The organism is Serinicoccus hydrothermalis (assembly GCF_001685415.1).
Lineage (GTDB): Bacteria > Actinomycetota > Actinomycetes > Actinomycetales > Dermatophilaceae > Ornithinicoccus > Ornithinicoccus hydrothermalis.
The window spans coordinates 2,744,589-2,766,215 of sequence record NZ_CP014989.1 but is presented as its reverse complement, the minus strand read 5'-3'; the positions used below and the strand labels follow the sequence as shown (position 1 = coordinate 2,766,215).

The 21,627-nt window shown below is 73.0% G+C and carries 26 protein-coding genes, 2 tRNA genes and 1 other RNA gene; 13 read left to right on the top strand and 16 right to left on the bottom strand.

Annotation, left to right across the window (positions count from 1 at the left end; all coding sequences use genetic code 11):
- Positions 1-32 precede the first annotated feature (32 nt).
- From SGUI_RS12885 to SGUI_RS12865, 5 genes are all read right to left on the bottom strand, one after another.
- Complete coding sequence (locus SGUI_RS12885; protein WP_066640942.1) at positions 33-248, bottom strand: hypothetical protein; 216 nt, start codon at positions 246-248, stop codon at positions 33-35.
- A 4-nt stretch (positions 249-252) separates the two neighbouring features.
- A complete protein-coding gene (locus SGUI_RS12880) occupies positions 253-507 on the bottom strand; it encodes a hypothetical protein (protein WP_066640940.1) in 255 nt (84 codons plus the stop codon).
- A gap of 80 nt (positions 508-587) precedes the next feature.
- Entirely contained in the window at positions 588-2,018 is a 1,431-nt protein-coding gene (locus SGUI_RS12875) for a cell wall-binding repeat-containing protein (protein ID WP_066640938.1), read from the bottom strand.
- A 132-nt stretch (positions 2,019-2,150) separates the two neighbouring features.
- Positions 2,151-3,011: an LLM class flavin-dependent oxidoreductase gene (locus SGUI_RS12870; RefSeq protein WP_066640934.1), complete on the bottom strand. Its 861-nt coding sequence runs from the start codon at positions 3,009-3,011 to the stop codon at positions 2,151-2,153.
- A 31-nt stretch (positions 3,012-3,042) separates the two neighbouring features.
- Positions 3,043-4,314 (bottom strand): MFS transporter, encoded by a 1,272-nt coding sequence (locus tag SGUI_RS12865; RefSeq protein ID WP_066640932.1) that lies wholly within the window; start codon positions 4,312-4,314, stop codon positions 3,043-3,045.
- A gap of 67 nt (positions 4,315-4,381) precedes the next feature.
- On the opposite strand from SGUI_RS12865, the gene SGUI_RS12860 reads away from it, so the two are divergent.
- A complete protein-coding gene (locus SGUI_RS12860) occupies positions 4,382-4,978 on the top strand; it encodes a winged helix-turn-helix domain-containing protein (RefSeq protein ID WP_066640930.1) in 597 nt (198 codons plus the stop codon).
- Positions 4,979-5,001: 23 nt separating this feature from the next.
- On the opposite strand, the gene SGUI_RS12855 is transcribed toward SGUI_RS12860, so the two are convergent.
- From SGUI_RS12855 to ffs, 4 genes are all read right to left on the bottom strand, one after another.
- A complete protein-coding gene (locus SGUI_RS12855) occupies positions 5,002-5,829 on the bottom strand; it encodes a class II glutamine amidotransferase (RefSeq protein ID WP_191090910.1) in 828 nt (275 codons plus the stop codon).
- A gap of 15 nt (positions 5,830-5,844) precedes the next feature.
- Entirely contained in the window at positions 5,845-6,204 is a 360-nt protein-coding gene (locus SGUI_RS12850; protein ID WP_066640924.1) for a sterol carrier family protein, read from the bottom strand.
- Complete coding sequence (locus tag SGUI_RS12845; protein WP_066640922.1) at positions 6,204-7,451, bottom strand: arginine deiminase; 1,248 nt, start codon at positions 7,449-7,451, stop codon at positions 6,204-6,206. The genes SGUI_RS12850 and SGUI_RS12845 overlap by 1 nt, the downstream gene beginning before the upstream one ends.
- 71 nt (positions 7,452-7,522) lie before the next feature.
- An RNA gene (gene ffs / locus SGUI_RS12840) (signal recognition particle sRNA small type) lies at positions 7,523-7,619 on the bottom strand.
- 84 nt (positions 7,620-7,703) lie between these two features.
- On the opposite strand from ffs, the gene SGUI_RS12835 reads away from it, so the two are divergent.
- Positions 7,704-7,788, top strand: a tRNA-Ser gene (locus tag SGUI_RS12835).
- An 84-nt stretch (positions 7,789-7,872) separates the two neighbouring features.
- On the opposite strand, the gene SGUI_RS12830 is transcribed toward SGUI_RS12835, so the two are convergent.
- Positions 7,873-9,450 (bottom strand): helicase HerA-like domain-containing protein, encoded by a 1,578-nt coding sequence (locus SGUI_RS12830; protein ID WP_066640921.1) that lies wholly within the window; start codon positions 9,448-9,450, stop codon positions 7,873-7,875.
- Positions 9,451-9,474: 24 nt separating this feature from the next.
- On the opposite strand from SGUI_RS12830, the gene SGUI_RS12825 reads away from it, so the two are divergent.
- The 5 genes from SGUI_RS12825 (at position 9,475) to SGUI_RS12805 (ending at position 12,914) form a co-directional block, all read left to right on the top strand.
- A complete protein-coding gene (locus SGUI_RS12825; protein WP_066640917.1) occupies positions 9,475-9,786 on the top strand; it encodes a type II toxin-antitoxin system VapB family antitoxin in 312 nt (103 codons plus the stop codon).
- Between the two features lie 27 nt (positions 9,787-9,813).
- Positions 9,814-10,335, top strand: a complete 522-nt coding sequence (locus tag SGUI_RS12820; protein WP_157621841.1) for a LytR C-terminal domain-containing protein — start codon at positions 9,814-9,816, stop codon at positions 10,333-10,335.
- Complete coding sequence (locus SGUI_RS12815; protein ID WP_066640911.1) at positions 10,332-10,808, top strand: SRPBCC family protein; 477 nt, start codon at positions 10,332-10,334, stop codon at positions 10,806-10,808. The genes SGUI_RS12820 and SGUI_RS12815 overlap by 4 nt, the downstream gene beginning before the upstream one ends.
- Before the next feature lie 52 nt (positions 10,809-10,860).
- The gene (locus tag SGUI_RS17745; protein ID WP_083190681.1) at positions 10,861-11,280 is read left to right on the top strand and encodes a DUF4190 domain-containing protein; all 420 of its coding nucleotides are present in this window, start codon (positions 10,861-10,863) and stop codon (positions 11,278-11,280) included.
- A gap of 104 nt (positions 11,281-11,384) precedes the next feature.
- On the top strand, positions 11,385-12,914 hold the full coding sequence (locus SGUI_RS12805; protein ID WP_066640910.1) for a serine hydrolase domain-containing protein: 1,530 nt from the start codon (positions 11,385-11,387) through the stop codon (positions 12,912-12,914).
- Positions 12,915-12,923: 9 nt separating this feature from the next.
- Here the strand turns inward: SGUI_RS12805 and SGUI_RS12800 are convergent.
- A tRNA-Ser gene (locus SGUI_RS12800) sits at positions 12,924-13,010 on the bottom strand.
- Positions 13,011-13,058: 48 nt separating this feature from the next.
- Positions 13,059-13,490: a nucleoside deaminase gene (locus tag SGUI_RS12795; protein ID WP_066640909.1), complete on the bottom strand. Its 432-nt coding sequence runs from the start codon at positions 13,488-13,490 to the stop codon at positions 13,059-13,061.
- Between the two features lie 110 nt (positions 13,491-13,600).
- On the opposite strand from SGUI_RS12795, the gene upp reads away from it, so the two are divergent.
- The 4 genes from upp (at position 13,601) to SGUI_RS17525 (ending at position 16,675) form a co-directional block, all read left to right on the top strand.
- A complete protein-coding gene (upp, locus tag SGUI_RS12790; protein ID WP_066640907.1) occupies positions 13,601-14,239 on the top strand; it encodes a uracil phosphoribosyltransferase in 639 nt (212 codons plus the stop codon).
- A 3-nt stretch (positions 14,240-14,242) separates the two neighbouring features.
- Entirely contained in the window at positions 14,243-15,436 is a 1,194-nt protein-coding gene (locus tag SGUI_RS12785; protein WP_066640905.1) for an aminotransferase class I/II-fold pyridoxal phosphate-dependent enzyme, read from the top strand.
- 314 nt (positions 15,437-15,750) lie between these two features.
- Entirely contained in the window at positions 15,751-15,921 is a 171-nt protein-coding gene (locus SGUI_RS17740; RefSeq protein WP_191090909.1) for a hypothetical protein, read from the top strand.
- A 16-nt stretch (positions 15,922-15,937) separates the two neighbouring features.
- Positions 15,938-16,675 (top strand): PH domain-containing protein, encoded by a 738-nt coding sequence (locus SGUI_RS17525; protein WP_066640903.1) that lies wholly within the window; start codon positions 15,938-15,940, stop codon positions 16,673-16,675.
- A 12-nt stretch (positions 16,676-16,687) separates the two neighbouring features.
- Here the strand turns inward: SGUI_RS17525 and SGUI_RS12775 are convergent, their stop codons facing one another.
- Positions 16,688-17,311, bottom strand: a complete 624-nt coding sequence (locus SGUI_RS12775; RefSeq protein ID WP_066640901.1) for a YgjV family protein — start codon at positions 17,309-17,311, stop codon at positions 16,688-16,690.
- Between the two features lie 49 nt (positions 17,312-17,360).
- Here SGUI_RS12775 and def point away from each other — a divergent pair, with 49 nt between their 5' ends.
- Entirely contained in the window at positions 17,361-17,927 is a 567-nt protein-coding gene (def, locus tag SGUI_RS12770; protein WP_066640900.1) for a peptide deformylase, read from the top strand.
- A 23-nt stretch (positions 17,928-17,950) separates the two neighbouring features.
- Entirely contained in the window at positions 17,951-18,859 is a 909-nt protein-coding gene (locus SGUI_RS12765; protein WP_066640898.1) for an alpha/beta hydrolase, read from the top strand.
- Positions 18,860-18,911: 52 nt separating this feature from the next.
- Here the strand turns inward: SGUI_RS12765 and SGUI_RS12760 are convergent, their stop codons facing one another.
- The 3 genes from SGUI_RS12760 to SGUI_RS12750 form a co-directional block, all read right to left on the bottom strand.
- Positions 18,912-19,676, bottom strand: a complete 765-nt coding sequence (locus SGUI_RS12760) for a hypothetical protein (RefSeq protein WP_066640896.1) — start codon at positions 19,674-19,676, stop codon at positions 18,912-18,914.
- Between the two features lie 49 nt (positions 19,677-19,725).
- On the bottom strand, positions 19,726-19,929 hold the full coding sequence (locus tag SGUI_RS12755; RefSeq protein ID WP_066640894.1) for a type IV toxin-antitoxin system AbiEi family antitoxin domain-containing protein: 204 nt from the start codon (positions 19,927-19,929) through the stop codon (positions 19,726-19,728).
- Positions 19,930-20,138: 209 nt separating this feature from the next.
- Positions 20,139-21,545, bottom strand: coding sequence for a sugar porter family MFS transporter (locus SGUI_RS12750; RefSeq protein ID WP_066640892.1), 1,407 nt, complete (start codon positions 21,543-21,545; stop codon positions 20,139-20,141).
- Between the last annotated feature and the right edge of the window lie 82 nt (positions 21,546-21,627).

Below are 21,627 nucleotides of genomic sequence, written 5' to 3'. Positions count from 1 at the left end.
CCACGCACCGCCCCGATCGGGCGGAACCGCCCTCAGGACCCGAGGCGGGGGCGGTCCGCGACGAGGAAGGCCAGGGCGCCGACGGCCACGCCTGCGCCGGCGCCGATCACGGCGAAGATGAGGTATTCCTCCAGCCCGTTGACGTAGGGCACGTCCCGACCGATGAGGGCCACCAGCAGCGCCACGACGATCCCCACGGCGGCACCGGTGCCGAGGAAGCGCGGCAGGCGGGGAGGTCGGGAGGCCATGGGCTCAGCGGCGGCCGCTGCCGCGGTCGACGACGAGGTAGACGATCGCGGCGAGGAGCCCGAAGAAGATCGCGCCGGTGGCGCCCAGGAGGATGGCCTGTTGCCCCGAGCTGCTCCCCGGCGCATCCGGGCGGCTCAGCGAGACGACCACCCCCACGACCAGACCCAGCACCGCCCCGGCGACGAGGAAGCGGCTGAGCTGCGGGCGCCGGTGCACGGGGGCGCGCGAGGGTTCGTCCGGGGTCTGGTCGGGGGCCATCCGTCCAGTATCCGCCAGGACGCCGCACGGCGCGGCAGCCGGGTGGCTGCCGCGCCGCGTCGGTCACGGGACCCGCGGGCTCACTCCTGGGGGATGTTGGCCCCGGTCTGCCCGCCGTCCGACCGCTCGGTGGGGTCGGCGAGACCGCCGACCAGCCCGAGCAGCTGGGTCTCGACGGTGTCGTGCACCGCCACCTCGCCGCCGACGATGGTGATGAGCGGGAACGAGAAGCCGGTGACCAGCCGCTCGACCTCGTCCAGCACCCCCGCGGGCACGGCGTCCGGCCGGGTGAGCGCCACGCCGGCGCCCGTCCGGGCCGCGACCGGGACCGCGGTGAGGCTGTCCGGGAAGTCCTGTCCGGTGGCGACGAGCACCTTGCCCTCGGCCGGGAACTGCTCGAGCACCTTCTCGGCGGTCACGTAGCGGTCGGCCCCGCTGTAGCGGGTCCACGGCATACCGCCGGACACGGCGTCAAGCACGTCGTCGGTGAGCACCGTCGTGCCGCCGGCGGCGTAGACGTCGTCGAAGGACAGCGCACCGACCGCCGCGTCCGTGGCGGGCGGCACCTCGTCGTGCTTGACGAGGACGAGCGGCGCCTGGTGACGCGCGGCGAGCGCGCTGAGGACGAGCGCGTCCGGGAAGTCCTGCCCGGAGGCGACGAAGAGCTCGGCCGAGCTGTCCTGCACGACGCGTTGGGCGATCGCGCCGGCGGTGCCGTAGCGGTCGGCGCCGGACACCCGCTCCACGGTGGCGGCGGGGACGGCGGCCTCGACGTCGAGGAGGACCTGGTCCGTCACCGCCGTGCTCCCGCCGACGACGTAGACGTGCTCCGGCACGAGCCGGGTCAGCTCGTCCACGGTCGCGGTGGGCAGCCCGCCGGGGTTGGTGAGCAGCAGCGGAGCGCCCATCTGGGCGGCCCACGGGGCGGCCGTCAGCGCGTCCGGGTATGCCTTCGCCGTCGCGATGACGACGCTGTCGGCCATGACGAACTTCTGCTCCGAGAGCATCGCCGCGGTCTCGATGCGGGTCGGGCCGCCGATCCGCTCCACGTCGAAGGCGCACGGGCCGTCGACGTCCTCGGGGAAGAACGGGTCCTCGGTCATGAGGCCGCTGACGTAGTTGCCGTCGGCGTCGACGTCGTTGATGACGATGCCGACGCCCGGTGCGCCGTCGCCGTAGAGCCCGACGAAGGACAGGAAGGCGTGCAGGTCACGGGTGGTCCCCACCGCGACCTCGAGGGTGCGGCTGTCCTTCAGGGTGCCGTCGTCCCAGACCTGGAACTCGACCCGGTCGAAACCGGCGATGTCATCGGTGGTGCCGGTCACGGTGGCGTCGATGGCGTACTCGTTGCGGCTGCAGTCGTCGTTGACGAACTGCACGCCGGCGATCTCGTAGTCGTCGAGCGTCGCGGCGAAGGCCGGTACGGCACCGGCCAGGGCGGTCACCCCGAGGGCGAGCGCGGCGCCGGCCGCGACCCCCGCCCTGCGGTGGACCGGTGGAGTGGTGGACATGGGTGCTCTCCTTCGTGGTCCGGTCAGCTCTGACCGGTGACACCGGGAGGCCCCTCGCCTCCGCTCGGGCGTCGCCGGTGCAGAGCACGCCCGCCCTGCCGGGATACATCGGCAGGGCGGGCGCGACCCGGGTCAGGAGCGGGAGGCGGCGAGCTGCTCCAGGACGCGCACGTCGGCCTGGTAGGGCGGGTCGGGGCGCGGCCAGTGCACGACGACGTCGGTGAACCCGGCCTCCTGCGCCCGACCGATCCGGTCCTGGACCTCGTCGAGGCTGCCGAGCGCCGGCGACCCGGCGTCGAGGGACAGGTAGCGGTCCAGCGGCCGGGCGCGCCCCGTCTCGGCCTCGAGCTCCTCCACCCGGGCGGAGAGCTCACGCACCCCGCGCCACCAGGCGTCCAGGCCGTCCTCGGCGGCGCCGGGAGGGCCGGTGGTGAGCCAGCCGGCGCCGTGCGCGACCGCGAGGCGCATGCTGCGGGGGCCGTTGGCGGCGACCACGAAGGGGACACGGGGCTGCTGGACGCAGCGCGGGCGGGCCCCCGCCCCGCCGACCGTGAAGAACTCGCCCTCGACCTCGACGTCGTCCTCGGTCAGCAGCCGGTCCAGCAGCGGAACGAACTCCTCGAAGCGGGCGGTGCGCTCGCCCCGGGTATGCCTGGCACCGAGCAGGCGGCTGTCCAGGTCGCCACCGGCCCCCAGCCCGAGCAGAACCCGGCCCGCGCTGAGGTCGTCCAGGGTGGTGACGTCCTTGGCGAGCAGCGCGGGGTGCCGGAAGTTCGGGGACGCCACGAAGGTGCCCAGCCGCACCCGCTCCGTGACGACGGCGGCCGCCGCGAGGGTGGCGACGGTGGAGTGCCACGGCGCCTGCGGTAACCCCGCCCAGACGAGGTGGTCGTAGGTCCACGCGTGCTCGAAGCCCCAGTCCTCGACCTGCCGCCACAGCGGCTCGGCCTCCCGCCAGGGGTACTCGGGCAGGATGCAGACGCCGATCCTCATGGAGGGACGCTAACGCCTGCGTGGGCATACCTCAGCCGACGGGCTCCGGCTCCGGGGTCAGCTCGTGCGCGTCCACCATCGCCTGCGGGACGCCGACGGCGACCAGAGCGGTCGCGACCAGCATGACGACGGGGACGCCGAGCAGCACGACCGGTATGCCGAAGAGCGCCGCGACCTGCCCGCCCACCAGGGCGCCGAGGGGCATGGCCCCGAAGACGAGCACCCGGGAGGCCCCGCCGACCCGACCCAGCTGGTGCCCCGCCACCAGGCGGGGACGGAGGGAGCCGGAGACGACGTTGCCGATGACCCCGAGCGGGCCGGCGGCGAGCAGGAAGAGGGCCAGCCCCCAGACCGAGGGCCACAGGAGCAGTGGGAGGTTGAAGACGGCGTTGAGGCCCCAGCAGACGACGAGGACGGACATCTCCGAGAAGCGCTCGATGACCCGGCTCGCCACCATGCTGCCGAGCAGGGCGCCGACCGGGAGCGCCACCATGGCGAGGGAGAACAGCTGGGGCGACAGCCCACCCACCGACTCCGGGCCGACGAGCCACAGGACGAGCACCGCGCTGAGGGCGGTCGAGGCGAAGTTCCACAGACCGGCCGCGATGGCCAGGGGACGCAGGACCGGGTGGGTCCACAGGGTGCGCATGCCGGAGGTCAGCTCGGACCACCGCGAGCCCACGCTCTCGACCTGCGGGACGACCGGGGCATACCTCCCGCGCAGCCCGAGGGCGAGCACCAGCACGGCGCCCACCACGACGAGCGCGGAGGTGCCGACGAGCCACGCCGCCCCGAGCGCGACCAGCACCCCCGCGAGCGGCGGGCCGACGAAGCCGTTGCACACCTGCTCCACCGCGAGGAGGCGGGAGTTGGCGCGGCGCAGCGGGCCGGCCGCTCGACCGACCAGGGCCGGCACCTGCGCGGCGGCGGCGAGGTCGGCGAAGACCTCGGTGACGCCGTAGCCGAGCGCCAGGCCGACGAGCACCCAGATGGTCAGCCGGTCGGACAGCGCCAGGAACCCGGCCGCGCAAAGGAGGGTGGCCCGGACGCCGAGGGCGACCACTATCGTGCGTCGCCGGTCCCACCGGTCGACCAGCACGCCGGCGGGGATGCCGCAGACCAGCCACGGCAGCCATACCGCGGCCGTCAGCACACCCATGAGCAGCGGTGACCTGGTGAGGGTCACGGCCAGCAGGGGGACCCCGATCTGGACGACGCCGTCGGCGAGGTTCGCCAGACCGACCGCCCCGAGGTGGGCGCCGAACGATCGTCCGAGCGGCGGCGTGGCCGTGGATGCCGTCATGGCAGTCCCCTATCCTGGGTGCAGAAGATGTTGTGCAAAGTAATCTCTGCAAAGGTATTTCTGGACCATGCCCGCGCGCAAGCCCTCCCCACACCACGCCCGTGCCGTCGACGCGGCCACCCTCAAGGCGTTCGCCCACCCCCTGCGGCTGCAGATGTACGACTACCTCAAGGACCACGGCGCGGCCACCGCCTCCATGCTCGCCAGGGCCATGGGGGAGAACACCGGGCAGACCAGCTACCACCTGCGCCAGCTCGAGCGGCACGGGCTCGTCGAGGAGGACACCGCACGCGGGTCGGCGCGGGAGCGCTGGTGGACCAGCGTCGGCTTCTCCTTCGGCCGGGACGCGGCCGGGCAGGATGCCGCCGCCCGCACCGCCGCCCAGACGGTCGTGCTCCACCAGATGGAGATGCGCAACGCCCGGGTGCAGGAGTGGGTCGCCCGGATGGAGACCGAGGACGAGGCATGGGCCGGGGTCGCCACCTCCAACGAGGCGACCGCCATGCTGACCGTCGAGGAGGCGGACGCCCTCGGCGAGGCCATCGCCGCCGCGACGGCCGAGCACCTGGAGCGGGCCAAGGAGCGCCGCACGCGGGACGGGGAGGACGGGACCCGGCGGGTCAAGCTCTACCAGCTGCTCTTCCCGCTGCCGCCCGAGGAGTAGGGCGGGTCCTAGGCCCTGCCCGCTCAGCTCGGACGGAAGTCCGCGACGTCCAGACCGCCGCCCGGGTGGACGGTGAGGACCGAGGCCTCGGGGATCTCGTGCCAGGCTCCCGGCAGGTCGGAGAAGGGCTCGGAGACGACGAGCCGGTCGCCGTCCTGGAGCTTCTGCAGGCGCGGGTTGTCCGGGTGCAGGCGGCGCAGGGCGTGCGCGTCGGCCGAGACGAAGAGCGAGCGCGAACGGTGCTCGGTCGAGTGGCGCACCGCCCAGACGGTCTCCCCGTCGCTGACCCCGATGCTCGCCTGCACCGCGCGGTCGACACCGTGGTCCCGCGCGGTCTGCTCGACGAGGCCGATCGTGCGCTCCAGCGCCCCGACCGGGTCGCTCTCGAGGCCGAACGTCAGGGCCAGGAAGAACATCACCTCGGAGTCGGTCGACCCGGCGATCTCGGGGAACAGCTCGGGGGCGACCGCCAGCACGAGGTCCCGGCGCAGGCGGTCGAACTCGGCGATGTGCCCGTTGTGCACGAAGAACCACCGGCCGTGCTGGAAGGGGTGGCAGTTGGTCTCCTGCACGTCGGTCCCGGTGCTGGCACGCACGTGCGCGAGGAAGAGCGGGGACTCCAGGTGCGGCGCCAGGCGCGCCAGGTTGGGGTCGGACCAGGCCGGGGACACGCTGCGGTAGAGCGCCGGTCCGCGTGGGAAGCCGTACCACCCCAGGCCGAAGCCGTCCCCGTTGGTCGTCGTGGGGCCCAAGTTGGAGTGCAGGCTCTGGTCGACCAGACCGTGCTGGGTCTTGAACAGCAGCTCGTCCACCGGGAGCGGCTGCCCCGACCACGCCATCCACCGGCACATGGTGTCCTCCTCGGCTCAGCGTAGCGGCAGGTATGCCGTGAGGTCGGCCCGCTGGCCGGAGGCCCGGACCGCGCCGCTCGCGACCGCCTCGGCCCAGGTGGTCCGACCCGTCACCAGCGAGAGCCAGGTCTGCGGGTCGGTCTCGACCACGTTGGTCGGGGTGCCGCGGGTGTGGCGCGGGCCCTCGATGACCTGGGCGGCGGCATACGGGGGGATCCGCACCTCCACCGACCTCCCGGGCGCGCGCGTCGCGAGCTCCTCGACCGTGTAGCGCACCGCGGTCGCGAGCACCCCGCGACCCAGCTCCTCCCCCGCCTCCCACGCCGCGAGCGCCTGCTCACCGGCCGCGGGGTCCACCCGGCGCCGCGCCGGCATCAGCCGAGGGGGTCGCGCTCGATCGGGCAGGACATGCAGCGCGGGCCGCCACGCCCCCGGCCCAGCTCGGAGCCGTCGATCTCGATGACCTCGACCCCCTGCTCGCGCAGGTAGGCGTTGGTGACCTGGTTGCGGCGGTAGCCGACGACGACGCCCGGCTCGAGCGCGAGGACGTTGCAGCCGTCGTCCCACTGCTCGCGGGCCGCGGCGCGCGGGTCCTGGTCGGCCGCGAGCACCCGGAGCCCGTCCAGGCCCAGGCCGCGCGCGATGACCTGCTCCATCTGCTCCGGCTCGTGCCGCTCGATCGCCAGGTGCAGGTCGGCGGGGTCGACGCCCTGCTCGCCGTCGGCGGCCGTGATGGTCCACGAGGTGAGGTCGGGCAGGCCGAGGTAGCGGGTGAAGGTCCGCTCGTCGACCATCGTCATGACGGTGTCCAGGTGCATGACGGCGCGGGCCTTGGGCATGTCGAGGGCGACCACCCGCTCCGCCTGCCCCGAGGCGAGCAGCCGGCGGGCCAGGCGCTCGACCCCCATCGCCGTCGTCCGCTCGGACAGCCCGACGAGCACCATGCCGTGGCCCGGCACGAGGATGTCGCCGCCCTCGGCGGTGGCGGGACCGTCGTCGACCCCGTGGCTCCACCACTGCATCCCCGCCTCCGCGAACATCGGGTGGTAGCGGTAGATCGCGTCGTAGTGGACCGTCTCGCGGCGGCGCGCCTTCTTGTGCATCGAGTTCACCGCGACGCCGGAGTAGGCCCAGGCCGAGGTGTCGCGGGTGAAGAGGTGGTTGGGCAGCGGCGCGAGCACCGAGTCGTGCGTCCCGAACTGGTCGACGACCAGCGAGTGCGGCGCCCCGATCCGCTCCATCACCTCGGCCTTGGTGATGCCGCCGATGAGGTGGGTCGCGAGCTCGGCGTCGTCCATGTCGTCGAACATGGCACGCAGCTCCTCGGCCGCCTGCGGTCCGACGTGCCGCTCGTCCAGGCTGTGGCCGAGGACGTGCGCCCGGGCCTCCGGCACCGCGAGCGCCTCGCGCAGCAGCGCGTCGAAGTGGTGCACGGTCACGCCGCGCTCGCGCATGACCTGGACGAAGTAGTCGTGCTCCTCCTGCGCCTTCTCCACCCAGAGGATCTCGTCGAAGAGGTAGCGGTGCTTGTTCTCCGGCGTGAGACGGTGCATCTCCAGCCCGGGCCGGTGCACGACGACCTGACGCAGCCGACCGATCTCGGAGCCGACGTGGAGGGGCATGGCGCGTCCTTTCGCAGGGGGTGCGGACATCCTGCCACGCGGCCCGGACGGTCCCGGGCCGCGAGCCGGGCATGAAGAACCCCTCGCGCACCTGGAAGAGCTCGGCTGCCCTTGCTGCATTCCTGCCCTGGGGGAGTTCACCGAGGTACCACCGCACGAGGGGTCCACGCTCCAGTCTAGGCGCTGGCCGCAGGCACTCCAAGCCGCGTACGGGTTTGGGCGGCCCGACGGCTCTCGGCTATCCTCGTCGGCGGAGGATTCGCATAGCGGCCTAGTGCGCACGATTGGAAATCGTGTTGGGATAAAACCCTCGGGGGTTCAAATCCCCCATCCTCCGCCCGCGTCCTCGCCGAGGACCTCGAACGCCCCCGGACCATCGGTCCGGGGGCGTTCTGCGTCGTGGCAGGTCCGCGGTATGCCCTCAGCGGCGCCGGGTGCCGAAGATGGAGCGGCTGATCTCGCGGCCGATGACGGTGCCGGCAGAGCGCAGCATCGACCGGAAGGCGGTCGAGGACACGACCTGCTCGACCATCCCCTTGTCCTCCTTGCGGGACCGGCCGCCGCGCGTGCGCTCCTGCGACTTCTCCGCCGCCGCGGCCTCCTCCGCGGCCTGCGCCTCCTGCGCCGCCTTGGTGGCCGCCTCCATCCTGGCCGACAGCAGCTCGTAGGCGGACTCGCGGTCGAGCGCCTCGGCATACTTGCTCGCCAGCGCGGAACCGGCCACCGCCGCCCGCACGACCTCCTCGTCGGAGGGGCCGATCCGTGCCTGCGGCGCGCGAAGCATGGTGCGCGCCACCGGTGTCGGCGCCCCCTTCTCGGAGAGCACCGTCACCACCGCCTCCCCCGTGCGCAGCGAGGTGAGGACCTCCTCGAGGTCGTAGTCGCTGGTGGGGAAGGTGGACACGGTCGCCTTGAGCGCCTTGGCGTCGTTCGGGGTGTGCGCGCGCAGCGCGTGCTGGACCCGGTTGCCGAGCTGGGCGAGCACCGAGTCGGGGACGTCCTTGGGCGTCTGGGTGACGAAGAAGACGCCGACGCCCTTGGAGCGGATGAGCCGGACCGCCTGCTCGACCGAGTCGAGGAAGGCGTCGGAGGCGTCGTCGAAGAGCAGGTGCGCCTCGTCGAAGAAGAAGACGAGCTTGGGCTTGTCCGGGTTGCCGACCTCGGGCAGGTCCTGGAAGAGCTCGGCCAGCAGCCACATGAGGAAGGTGGAGAAGAGCACCGGCTTGTCCTGGACGCCCGGCAGCTCCAGCAGCGAGATGACGCCCTCGCCGTCGGCGGTGGTGCGCAGCAGGTCGGCGGTCTCGAACTCCGGCTCGCCGAAGAAGACGTCGCCCCCGGCCGCGGACAGCGCGATGAGCTCGCGCAGGATGACGCCCGCGGTGGAGCTCGCGAGGCCCCCGAGCCCCTTGAGGTCCTCCTTGCCCTCCTCCGAGACGAGGTGCTGGATGACCGCGATGAGGTCCTTGAGGTCGAGCAGCGCGAGCCCCTGCTGGTCGGCCCAGTAGAAGACGAGCCCGAGGCTGGACTCCTGGGTCTTGTTGAGCCGCAGCACCTTCGACAGCAGCGTGGGGCCGAAGGCGGTGATGGTGGCGCGCACCGGCGTACCGGTCCCGTGCCCGCCGAGGTTGAGCAGCTCGACCGGGTATGCCGCGCCCTCCCACTCCTGGGCGAGCTCGCCCATCCGCTCCTCGACCTTGCCCCCGCCCTCGGCCGCCGTGGCCAGCCCGGTGAGGTCGCCCTTGATGTCGGCGAGGAAGACCGGCACCCCGGCGTCGGAGAGCTGCTCGGCGAGCACCTGCAGCGTGACCGTCTTGCCGGTGCCGGTGGCGCCGGCCACGAGGCCGTGGCGGTTCATCGAGGCCAGCGGGAGCCGGACGACCGCCTCGCTCGCCACGGCCTCGCCGTCCGCCGGGACGGCCCCGCCGAGGACGATGCTCGGGTCGGTGAAGGTGTAGCCCTCACGCAGGAGGTCGACCTGGCTGCTGCTCTGCTCGCTCACACGGCTGACTTTAGACTGCACCGCATGATCTTCAAGGGCGTGGGCGAGGAGCGGCCCTACCCCTCCCACGGCCTGGACGAGCCCGGCGACTGGTCCCACCTGCCGCCCCGGATGCTGCGGCTGGACGAGCTCGTCACGACCCGCGCCGAGCTGGACCTGCGGGCGCTGCTGTCGGCCGACTCCACCTTCTACGGCGACATCTTCTGCCACGTCGTGAAGTGGCGCGACGTGCTCTACCTCGAGGACGGCCTGCACCGTGCGCTGCGGGCCGCGCTGCAGGGCCGCCCCGCGGTCCACGGGCGTGTCCTCGACCTGGACACCGCGGCGAGTCGCTAGCCTGCTGCGGTCGGAAGGAGCCTCGGCGTGGGATACGTGCGCACGGCTGGTATGTCCACCGCCGCCCGCCGGGCGCGGCGCCGGGCAGCCATGGTCATCGTCGGTCTGCTCGGCGTGCTCGCGCTGGCCCTGGTGATCGCCATGGCGACCATGCAGGGCTGGTTCGGCCTCGGTGGGGGCGAGGCGGACCAGAGCGAGCAGACGGTCGCTGCCCCGACCCCCACGCTGGCCGCGGAGGACGTTGTCGTCAACGTCTTCAACTCCACCGGGCGGGCGGGGCTCGCGGGCCGCGCCAGCGACGGGCTCACCGCGCGGGGCTTCACCGTGGACGGGGTCGACAACGCCGACGCCAGCATCGAGGGACCGGGGCAGATCCTGCACGGACCCTCCGGCGCCGAGGCGGCGCAGCTGCTCGCCGACGCGCTCCCCCAGGAGGTCGAGCTGGTCCAGGACGAGCGGGAGGACGCCAGCGTAGACCTCATCCTCGGCGAGGCCTGGGAGGACCTGCCCGCCGCCGAGGACGCCGAGGAGACGGGGGAGGACGGATGAGCGACGCGCACGAGGTCTCGGTCGGCCGCCGGGTCGAGGCGCCGCCTGCCGCCGTGTGGGAGGTCGTCACCGACCTCGAGCACGCGCAGGAGCGGTTGTCGCAGGTCACCGACCTGCACGTCCTCACCCTCGGCCCGTATGCCGTCGGCACCGGCTGGCGCGAGACGCGGCGGATGATGGGCGCCTCGGACACCCAGGAGATGTGGGTGGTCGACAACGACCCGGAGCGCCGGACGGTGACCGAGGCCCGCTCGGGCAACACGGTCTTCCGCACCGCCCTCACCCTGGAGCCCGAGGACGACGGGGCCGCGACCCAGCTGTCGATCCGGTTCAGCGCCAGCACCTCCGACCCCAACGCGCTGCAGCGGCTGGCGCTGCGCGTCGTCGGCCCGCTGGGCCAGAAGATGACCGAGAAGGCGCTGCGCACCGAGCTGGCCGACATCGCGGCCGCTGCGGAGGCGCTGCGCTCCTGACGGCGCCTGTGGACACGGTCTGCGGGGCCGGCGAGGGCGTAGGCTCGGGACCATGTTCCGCTTCGAGCCCCCGCCGACACCGCGCGCGGGTGGTGGGGTCGAGCCGCAGGACCCCTACGCCGAGCCGACACCGACCGAGCGGCCGATCCCGCCCGGGCGGCCGACGGCGAGCCACCCGTATGCCGTCGCCCCCGGCGCCCCGTGGGGTCCGGTCGGGCAGAACAACCACCCGAGCGGCACCGCCGCGCTCGTGCTCGGCATCCTCAGCTGCTGCGGGCTGGCGATCCTGGGTCCGATCGCCTGGGTCATGGCCCGCTCTGCGATCCGCGAGTCGCAGGCCTCCCCCTACGCCGTGACCAACTACGGGCAGCTCACCGCGGCCCGGATCCTCGGCATCGTCGGCACGGGCATGCTCGTGCTCGGCTTCCTGTGGACCGTCATCCTCATCATCATCGCCTCGGGCCTCGCCTGACCCCGGGCGACCCTCATGCCGGGCGGTCGTGCGGGGGTCAACCCCCGGACCGCTCGGGTGCTGGCCCGGGCGATGCCGCGCCCGCCCCTCACTAGCGTCCGGGTATGACCACGCGACCCGCCCTCGTCGTGCGCCTCTTGCTCCTCCTGCTGGTCCTCGCCCTGGTCACGGTGGCCGTCGGAGGTGCCCGACCCGCCTCGGGGGCGCAGGACGAGGCACGGGGCCTGGTGCAGGCATACCTCGACCGCTCACCGGCCTCCGCCCTCGCCGTCGCGGTCGTCGACGACGGGACGGTCGAGGTCAGCGGCTACGGCCAGGACGAGCAGGGGGCTGATGTCGACGGCGGCACGCGCTTCCGCATCGCCTCCCTGTCCAAGTCGTTCACCGCGGCCGTGGTGATGCGGCTCGCCGGACGCGGCGAGCTCGACCTCGACGCCCCGCTGACCGCCACCCTCCCCGAGTTCACGATGGCCGACGACCGGGCCGGGCGGATCACCCTCCGGATGCTGCTCGCGCACACGAGCGGGCTCGGCGACGGCAGCACCCGTGACCTGGGGCAGCCCGGCTGGACCGACCCCGAGGTGCTGCTCGCCGACCTGCGCGAGGAGACGCTGGGCAGCGACCCCGGCACCCGGCACGTCTACTCCAACACCGGGTATGCCCTCGCCGCTGTCGCGGTCGAGCGAGCGACCGGACACCCCTTCGACGCGGTACTCCAGGCCGAGCTGCTCGGTCCGCTGGGGATGCGGGCGACGACCTCGGTGCCCGACTGCGCCGGCGAGGTCGAGGGGGTGGGGACCGGACACACCGCGGTCTTCGGGCGGGTGGTGCCCTTCCCCGAGCCGCACGACACCTGCCTCGGGTCCGGCGGGATGGTGAGCACCGCCGACGACCTCGCCCGGTGGGCCCGGTTCCAGGCCGGGGACGGCCGCGCACCCGGCGGCGAGCGCCTCCTGAGCCCGGAGGACCTGCGCGAGCTGCACACCGCGCAGCCCGGCACGGAGGGCGTCGGCGGCTACGGCCTGGGGTGGTCCTTCGCGGAGCAGGACGGGTTCGGCTTCCTGGAGCACGACGGCGCGATGGTCACCTGGACCTCGCACCTGTCGATCGTCCGGGCGCCGGACGGCCGGCCCACCGGCGACGCGGCGGTCGTCCTGGCGGACACCGTCGGCGCACCCGGGCCGCTCGCGCGGGCGCTGGCCGCCGACGCGGCCGGCGGGACCGGCACGCTGCCCGACCAGTCCCTGATCCGACCCGCGACCGTCTCGGCGGTCCTCATGGTGCTCGTCGTCCTCGCCGGCGCCGTCGGGCTCGTCCGCTCGAGGTCGTGGCCGGACCGGCGCCACCGGGTCGCCTCCCGCGTCGCCGGTCTGCTCGGCCCCGCCGCCCTGGGGGCGCTGTGCGTCGTGCTGCCCAACCTGCTCGCACGGTATGCCTACGGCAGCCCCATGGGGGTTCCCACCGCCTGGTCCTGGGGAGCCGGCCTGCTTCCCGAGCCCGTCCTGCTCATCGCGCTCACCGGTCTCACGGCCCTGCTGGTGCTCCTCGCGCGGCTCGTCTCCCTGACCGGAGCGCCCCGCGCACGCACGAACGGGCCGATCCGCCTGCGCGGATCGACCCGTTCGGTCCCCTGAGGGGATGGGCGGTGGCGGTGGGATTTGAACCCACGGAGGACTTGCGCCCTCACACGCTTTCGAGGCGTGCTCCTTAGGCCGCTCGGACACGCCACCACGCAGGAGGCTACCCGACGGGCGGGGGGGCACCCAAAATCCGCGCGGTCACCGCCGGGGCCCGAAGAAGCCGGTCAGCAGGCCGGCGCACTCCCCCTCGAGCACGCCTCCGACGACCTCGGCCCGGTGCAGCGCCCGCCGGTCGCGGGGCAGGTCCCACACCGACCCGCAGGCCCCCGCCTTGTCGTCCCACGCGCCGAAGACGATGCGGTCGACCCGCGCCAGGACGGCCGCGCCGGCGCACATCGCGCACGGCTCCAGGGTCACGACCAGGCTGCACCCGTCGAGCCGCCAGGACGAGCGGGCTCGCCCCGCCTCGCGCAGGGCCACCATCTCCGCGTGCCCGGTCGGGTCGTGCTCTGCCTCACGCACGTTGTGGCCGCGGCCGAGGACGGCCCCCGCGTCGTCGACGACGAGCGCGCCGATCGGCACGTCGCCTGAGGCGGCCACCCGCTGCGCCTCGGCGATCGCGAGCCGCACCCACTCGGCATACCGCGTCAGTCCCCACGACGCAGCCGCAGCCGCGCCCGCGCCCGAGGGACCTGCGGAGGAGGTGCTGGGACCAGGGTTCACGTCCTAGAGTCTGGCGTATGCGCGTCCACCTCGCCGACCACCCGCTCATCGCCCACAAGCTGACCTACCTGCGGGACAAGCGGACCGACACCCCGACGTTCCGGCGGCTCGCCGACGAGCTGGTCACGCTGCTCGCCTACGAGGCCACCCGCGAGGTGCGCGTCTCCCCCTTCGAGATCGAGACCCCGGTCGCGCCGACGACCGGCATCCACCTGGCGTCGCCGAAGCCGCTCGTCGTGCCGATCCTGCGGGCCGGGCTCGGGATGCTCGACGGGATGATGCGGATGCTGCCGACCGCCGAGGTTGGCTTCCTCGGCATGGTGCGCAACGAGGAGACGCTCGAGGCCCGCACCTACGCCAACCGCCTGCCGGACGACCTGTCCAAGCGGCAGTGCTACGTGCTCGACCCGATGCTGGCGACCGGCGGCACCCTCATCGCCGCCATCCGCTACCTCGTCGAGCGCGGCGCGGACGACATCACCGCGATCACCCTGCTGTCCGCACCCGAGGGCATCGAGAAGGTCCAGGCCGGGCTCGCCGACGTCGAGCCGCCGATCACCCTCGTCACCGGCGCGATCGACGAGCGGCTCAACGAGCAGGGCTACATCGTGCCCGGCCTCGGCGACGCGGGCGACCGCCTCTACGGCATCGTCTGAGGTATGCCTCCCGAGCAGTCCGCGCAGCCGCGGGCGGCGCGCGTCTCGGCGCGCTCGGCCGTCGAGCCGTTCCACGTCATGGAGGTGCTCAAGGCCGCCGCGGCGCGGCAGCGCAGCCACGGCGACGTGCTCATGCTCTGCGCCGGGCAGCCCTCGACGCCCGCCCCGGCCGTGGCGCGCGAGGCCGCGATCGGGGTCCTGGACTCCGACGTGCTGGGCTACACCGAGTCCTCCGGCATCCTGCCGCTGCGCGAGGCGATCGCCGCGCACCACCGGGAGACCTCGGGGATCGAGGTGTCCCCGGAGGACGTCATCGTCTTCCCCGGGAGCTCGGGCGCCTTCACCGCGCTCTTCCTCGCCGCCTTCGACACCGGCGACCAGGTGGCGATGACGCGGCCCGGCTACCCGGCATACCGCAACAGCCTGGCCGCCCTCGGCTGCGAGGTGCTCGAGCTCGACTGCGGCCCCGACACCCGATTCCAGCCGACGGTGGCGATGCTCGAGGCGCTGCCGCAGCCGCCCGCCGGGCTGATCGTGGCCTCGCCGGCGAACCCGACCGGCACGGTGATCGACCCCGACGTGCTCGCCGACCTGGCCCGGTGGTGCGAGGAGCACGGCACGCTGCTCGTCAGCGACGAGATCTACCACGGGCTGAGCTACGGGCGGGCGACGACGAGCGCCTGGGCGACCTCGCGCGCGGGTGTCGTCGTGGGCTCGGTGAGCAAGTACTTCTCCATGACCGGGTGGCGCGTCGGCTGGCTGCTCGCGCCCCCGTCGCTGCGCAGGCCGCTCGAGGTGCTCACCGGCAACCTCAACATCTGCCCGCCCGCGATCGGGCAGCACGCGGCGATCGCGGCGCTCGGACCGGACGCGCGGGGCGAGCTCGACGGGCACCGGGAGCGGTATGCCGCCAACCGCGAGCTGCTGCTGCGCCGCCTTCCCGAGCTCGGGCTGCGCGACTACGCGCCGCCGGACGGTGCCTTCTACGCGTGGTGCGACATCGGGCACCTCACGCAGGACTCCGTGGCCTGGTGCCGCGACCTGCTGGACGACTGCGGGGTCGCGCTCACCCCGGGCGTGGACTTCGACACGGTCGAGGGGCACCGCAAGGTCCGGCTCAGCTTCGCCGGCTCGACGACCGAGGTCGAGGAGGCCCTGGACCGCATGGCCGCCTCGCCCCTGCTGCAGTCGCCCTGACCTGAGCGCGCTGACCTGACCTGCCCTGACCCGCCCCCTCCCCTGGCCCTTCCCCCGTGGGGAGGATCGGTGCTGGTGCACCGATCCTCCCCGGGAAACGGGGTCCTGGCGTGGAGGATCGGTACAGGAGGACCGATCCTCACCGCTGACGCCCGCGTATGCCGGCGCGGGAGCCCGGGTATGCCGGTGGGTGGGCGACACGCGCGCGGGGGCGAGAATCGGCATACCTCGTCACATCTGCCACACTGGCAACAGTTCCGTGTCCACCTGCGCAGCCCCACAGCTCCCTCCCCGTCCAGCGAAAGGCACCTGACATGCCGTCCGCGGTCAAGAAGGTCCTGCACTGGCTCTTCTGGGGCTTCCTCATCTACGCGGTGATCACCAACCCCGACCGCGCCGCCGACATCGTGCGCGCCGTCTGGGACATCATCAGCCAGGGCTTCCTCAACATCGGCCGGTTCTTCAACCAGCTGATGGGGACCTGACGCCCGAGGGCACGGTATGCCTGCCGCCCCGCCGCAGGTCAGCCGGCGCGTCGCCAAGCGCTACCTGCTGGCCGACGAGCAGGTCGTGGTCTCCACCCGCTGGCACTGGGCCAAGATGGTCCGCCCGGCCGCGGCCGTCGTCGTCGGCCTCTTCCTCACCCTCTGGGTCGCCGCCTCGGTCACCGACCCCGCCGCGACCGGCGTGGCCCTCTGCGTCCTCGCGGTCGTGATCGCCTGGGCGGCCTGGCAGGTCCTGGAGTGGCGCTGCGAGTGGTTCATCGCGACCGACCGTCGGCTGCTCAAGACCTACGGGCTCATCACCCAACGGGTCGCCATGATGCCGCTGGTCAAGGTGACCGACATGAGCTACGACCGCACCATCCTGGGGCGGATGCTCGGCTACGGCCGGTTCGTCATGGAATCGGCGGGCCAGGACCAGGCGCTGAGCCACATCGACTACATCCCGGAGCCGGACGAGAAGTACCAGGCGATGTGCGAGACGATCTTCGGCCGCGACAACCGGGACCCCGGTGAGGACGAGGAGCGCCGGGACGACCATGACGACCGGTATGCCGACCCGACCGGCCCGCAGGGGCGCGTCACTCGGTCGCGCGGCACCGACAGCCGCTGGGAGCCGGTGGACCGCCGCGACCTGCCCCGCGACTGGGACTGGGTCGACGAGGAGGCGCGGGGCGGCCGGGCGGCGACCCGCCGTCGCGTCGCCGTCGACCCGGACCCCACGCCCCTGCGCTGAGCGCCTCGCGGCTCAGGCGTGCTGCGGCACGTCCAGCACCCACCGTGAGCCCACCGGGCGGAAGCCGATCCGCTCGTAGTAGGGCTGGCGCATACCCTCCGGCGAGAGCACCTGCGTGAAGCCGCGACGGGCGAAGAGCCCGGAGCGGCGGTAGACGAACTCCCCCGGCGAGAAGTCGCGGTGGCTCGGCGTGACCCAGTCCAGGACGACCTCGGCGGTACCCTCCCCCGCGTCCCGCGCCAGCACGACACCCACGGTCTCGTCACCGCGCAGCACGAGGAAGGCCGAGCGCTCGGCGGCGGGGTCGTGGCGGAAGCCCGGGTTGTGCTGGGCGATGTCCTCGGCGTGGACCGCCAGGACGTGCTCCAGGTAGGTGTCGTCCGGCTCCACCTCGAGGACCGTGTAGCTCGCCTCGTCGTGCCGCGTCCGCAGCATCCGCCACAGGTACACGATGTTGATGAGGGCCAGCACGACGTTGAGCCCCACCATCGGCCAGACCTCGATGACCGCGTTGTAGCCGATGAGGACGACGCAGCCCACGAGGTTGATCCACCGCAGCCGGAGCACCCGGGTCTGCAGCAGCGACACGACGAGGATGGTCGAGCCGACCCAGCCGACGATCTCGATCCAGTTCATGACAGGCAGGGTAGGGGGCGGTGCCGCGGCATACCTAGAATCTGCTGCCATGGCAGTCCGACCCATCACCGTCATCGGCCACAAGGCCCTGCACGCGCCGACGAAGAAGGTGCGCGAGATCACCGACGAGGTGCGCACGCTCGTCGACGACATGTTCGACACCATGGCCGCGGCGGAGGGCGTGGGGCTCGCCGCCAACCAGGTCGGGGTCCGGCTGCGGCTCTTCGTCTACGACTGCCCCGTGCCCGGTGAGGACAACGCCCGAGGCGTCGTCGTCAACCCGGCGCTGGAGCGGCTGGGAACACCGGCGCCGCTGGACGAGGAGGACGGCGAGGGCTGCCTGTCGGTCCCCGGCGAGTGGTTCCCCCTCGCGCGGCACCCGCGGGCGCGGGTCACCGGCACCGACCTCGACGGCCGGGAGGTCGTCGTCGAGGGCGAGGGGTTGCTGGCGCGTTGCCTGCAGCACGAGACCGACCACCTCGACGGCTACCTCTACCTCGACAAGCTCACCGGGCCGGTCAAGGCCGAGGCCCGCGAGGCGGTCAAGGACCGCGGCTGGGCGGCGGACGGCATCGTCAAGTGGGACCCGTCGGCCACGACCGCCGACGAGGTCTGAGCGCACCCGAGCACGGACCGGGTATGCACAGGCCCACGACCCTCGACCGGCGGACGCTGCTCGCGCTCGCCGGCACGGGTGTGCTGTCGGCCTGCTCGGGCCCGGTCGACGCACCGGACGCACCGGATGCGTCGTCGGGCGGTCCGGATGATCCGACGGAGCAGACCGGTGAGGAGAACGGCATGAGCACGGGCGGCGACGAGGTGACAGCTGGGATGGAGCGGATCACCTACGGCGAGGAGGAGTCGCAATGGGTCGAGCGGCGGGTGCCCACGGGCCCGAGCCGCGGCACCGTCGTCGTGCTCCACGGCGGCTTCTGGCGGGCGGCCTACGGCGCCGACCTGGGCACCCCGCTGGCCGAGGACCTCACCGCACAGGGGTGGACCACGCTCAACGTGGAGTACCGGCGGGTCGGTGACGGCGGCGGCTTCCCCCAGACCTTCGACGACGTCCACGCGGCGCTGGAGCTCGTGGACGTCGACGGCCCGGTCGTCACCCTCGGGCACAGCGCCGGTGGCCAGCTCGCGGCCTGGGCCGCCGGCCGGCTGCGGACCGGCCAGTGGTCCGGGGACGTCGAGGTGACCCACGTCGTGTCGCAGGCCGGCGTGCTCGACCTGGGCACGGCATACGAGGAACGCCTGGGCGGGGGCGCGGTCGAGGACTTCCTCGCCGCGACGCCCGACGACCCTCTCTACGACCTCGTCGACCCGATCCGGCAGGTGCCGCTCGACGCACCACTCTGGGCCCTGCACGCCCCCGACGACGGGCAGGTGCCGATCAGCCAGTCCGAGGCCTACGTCACCGCTGCGCGTGAGGCCGGCGCCAAGGCCGAGCAGATCGAGGTGACCGGCGGCCACTTCAACCTCATCGATGTCGGCACCGGTGCCTGGGCCGAGGTGGTCCGCGTCCTCGACAGCATCTCGTCCCGCTGAGCCATCCCCCGGCCTCACTCCTACGCAGAAGGTGTTCCTCTGCGGTGATGCATCACGCCCGAGGAACGACATCTGCGTAGGAGTGCAGCAGCAGGCCGTCCCACACCGCCCCGGTCCGGCGCTGGTGAGCTGCCACGGTGACCGACACGCGCTCCGGAGCGCGCGTCACGGTGCGCGCGGCGCGCTCCACGAGCTCCCGGATGCGGGCCAGGTCGTCGAGGTCGGCCCAGACGAGACGGGCCACGCCGTAGCCGAGGCGCCGTATGCCGTCCTCGCGACGCTTCTCCTCCACCAGGGCGGCCCGGCCCTCGGCACCGGCATACTTCAGCGCGCCGTCGACCTCGACGACGACGCCCAGATCGGGGAGCAGGAAGTCGACGCGCGCCACGAAGGCACCGTCCTGCTCGCGGAGGACCACCTGCGGGACGACCCGGTAGCCGAGCGCGAGCAGCCGGATCCTGGCCTTGGACTCGGCGGCCGACTCCGCGGTCGGGCTGGCCTGGCCGACGACGTGGCGGGCCGCCGAGAGGTGGGGGGAGCGACGCATCGACTCGACCCAGTCCAGCATCTCCTGCCTGCTGGCCCGGTAGGCCCGCAGCGCGGCGTCGGCGACGCAGACCCCGGCGTCCACACCAGCCTCGAGAGCGGTGCCGACCGCCGCGAGCGCCGGGGTCACGACCGGGAGCCGCCCCACGAGCCCGAAGGCGTCCGGGCGCTCCGGGCAGGCGTGGATCGTGAAGGTGCCGTGGTTGCGGTGCCCGAGGTCCGGGTCAGGTGAACCCGCGTCAGGGCGCCGGCCAGGACCGGGAACCCCCATCGCAGGGCCGCGCTCTGGTGGCTCGCGGCGGTTCCCGGCCGGGACCGGGTCACCGCGACGACCGACCTCCTCGCCTCGGTCGCCCGGTCCTCCGACGGCTCGGCGTAGCGCCGCGCGCGACGCGCCGCAGCACGTCGTCGGAGACGAGGCGCCGCAGGTCGTTCGGGCCGAGGCCGAGGCGGCGCGCCTCGGCCGCGGTGAGGGCACCGTCGTGGACGGCGAGGAAGGCGGCGAGGCGTGGCAGGTCGTCCATGCCGGCGATCCTGCGGCGGGAGCGGGGCGGCGGCCAGCCCCCGGCACGGATCTGTGGACGCCGACGCCCCTCGCCCGGGGATGTGGACGGCGGACCCGGCCCCACCCATACGCAGAAGGTGTTCCTCTGCGGTGATGCATCACGGCAGAGGAACACCTTCTGGGTATGGGTCGGTCCAGCGGGCGCGACACACGCGCCGGCCCGCTGAGTCAGTCCATGTCCTCCAGCTCGCGGCCGTTGGTCTCCGGCACGAACTTCATGACGAAGAAGAAGCTCAGCAGCGCGAAGAGGGTGTAGAAGCCGTAGGCGAAGCCCAGGCCCAGCTCGGCCATCCGCGGGAAGCTCGTGGAGATGGCGAAGTTGGCCAGCCACTGGGCCGCGGCCGCCACGCCGAGCGCCGTGGCCCGGATGCGGTTGTTGAACATCTCGCCGAGGAGCACCCAGACGGCCGGGCCCCACGACATACCGAAGAAGACGACGAAGCCGTTGGCCGCGATGAGCGCGATGATGCCGTTGGTGTCCCCGAGCGAGGGCGAGCCGTCGACGACCGGCGCGTTCGCGAAGATCCACGCCATGGTGCCCAGGGTCACGAACATGCCCGCCGAGCCGATCATGAGCAGCACCCGGCGACCGATCTTGTCGATGAGCGCGATCGCGACGATGGTGACGACGATGTTGGTCACCGAGGTGATGACGGTCTGGGTGAGCGCGTCCTCCTCGGTGAAGCCGACCGCCTGCCACAGCGTCGAGGAGTAGTAGAAGATGACGTTGATCCCGACGAACTGCTGGAAGACCGACAGCCCGATCCCGATCCAGACGATCGGGAGCAGCCCGCCGCTGGACTTCATGAGGTCGTTCAGGGACGCCTTGGCCTCGCGGCGCACGGTCCGCTGGATCTCGGTGATCCGCTCGGTGATGCCCCGCATCATGACCCGGCCGAGCACCTCGCGTGCCTCGTCGACCTTGCCCAGGGTCACGAGGTAGCGCGGCGACTCGGGGATGGTCGTGGCCAGCACGCCGTAGGCGACCGCCGGGATGATCTCCGCCCAGAACATCCAGCGCCACGCGGTGCTGCCCCACAGCGCCTCGGCCGAGCCGCCGGCGACGCCGGCGAGGAAGTAGTCGGACAGCAGCGCGATGAAGATGCCGGTGACGATCGCCAGCTGCTGCAGCGAGCCCAGCCGCCCGCGGATGGAGGCCGGCGCGATCTCGGCGATGTAGGCCGGGGCGATGACCGAGGCCATGCCGACCCCGATGCCGCCGACGACGCGCCAGAGGATCATGTCCGCCGGCCCGAAGGCGAATCCCGAGCCGATGGCCGAGATGGTGAACAGCGCCGAGGCCAGCATCATGACCCGGATGCGGCCCAGCCGCTCCGCGAGGCGACCGGCGACATACGCACCGACCATGCAGCCCAGCAGGGCCGAGCTGACGACGAAGCCGGTCAGCGTCGCCCCCATCCCGAAGTCGTCCCGCATGGCGTTGACCGCGCCGTTGATGACCGCGGTGTCGAAGCCGAAGAGGAAGCCTCCCAGCGCCGCGACCGAGGCGAGCAGGATCGCCTTGCCGAGGTAGTAGTCGCGTTCTCCGACCTGGACCTGTGGTTGCTGCGACATGGGCCCGCCTCTCTGCCGCACCCCGTTGACGCAGCGTCAGCGCTCAGTCTGCACCCCGACAGCCACTCGCACCACCGGACGC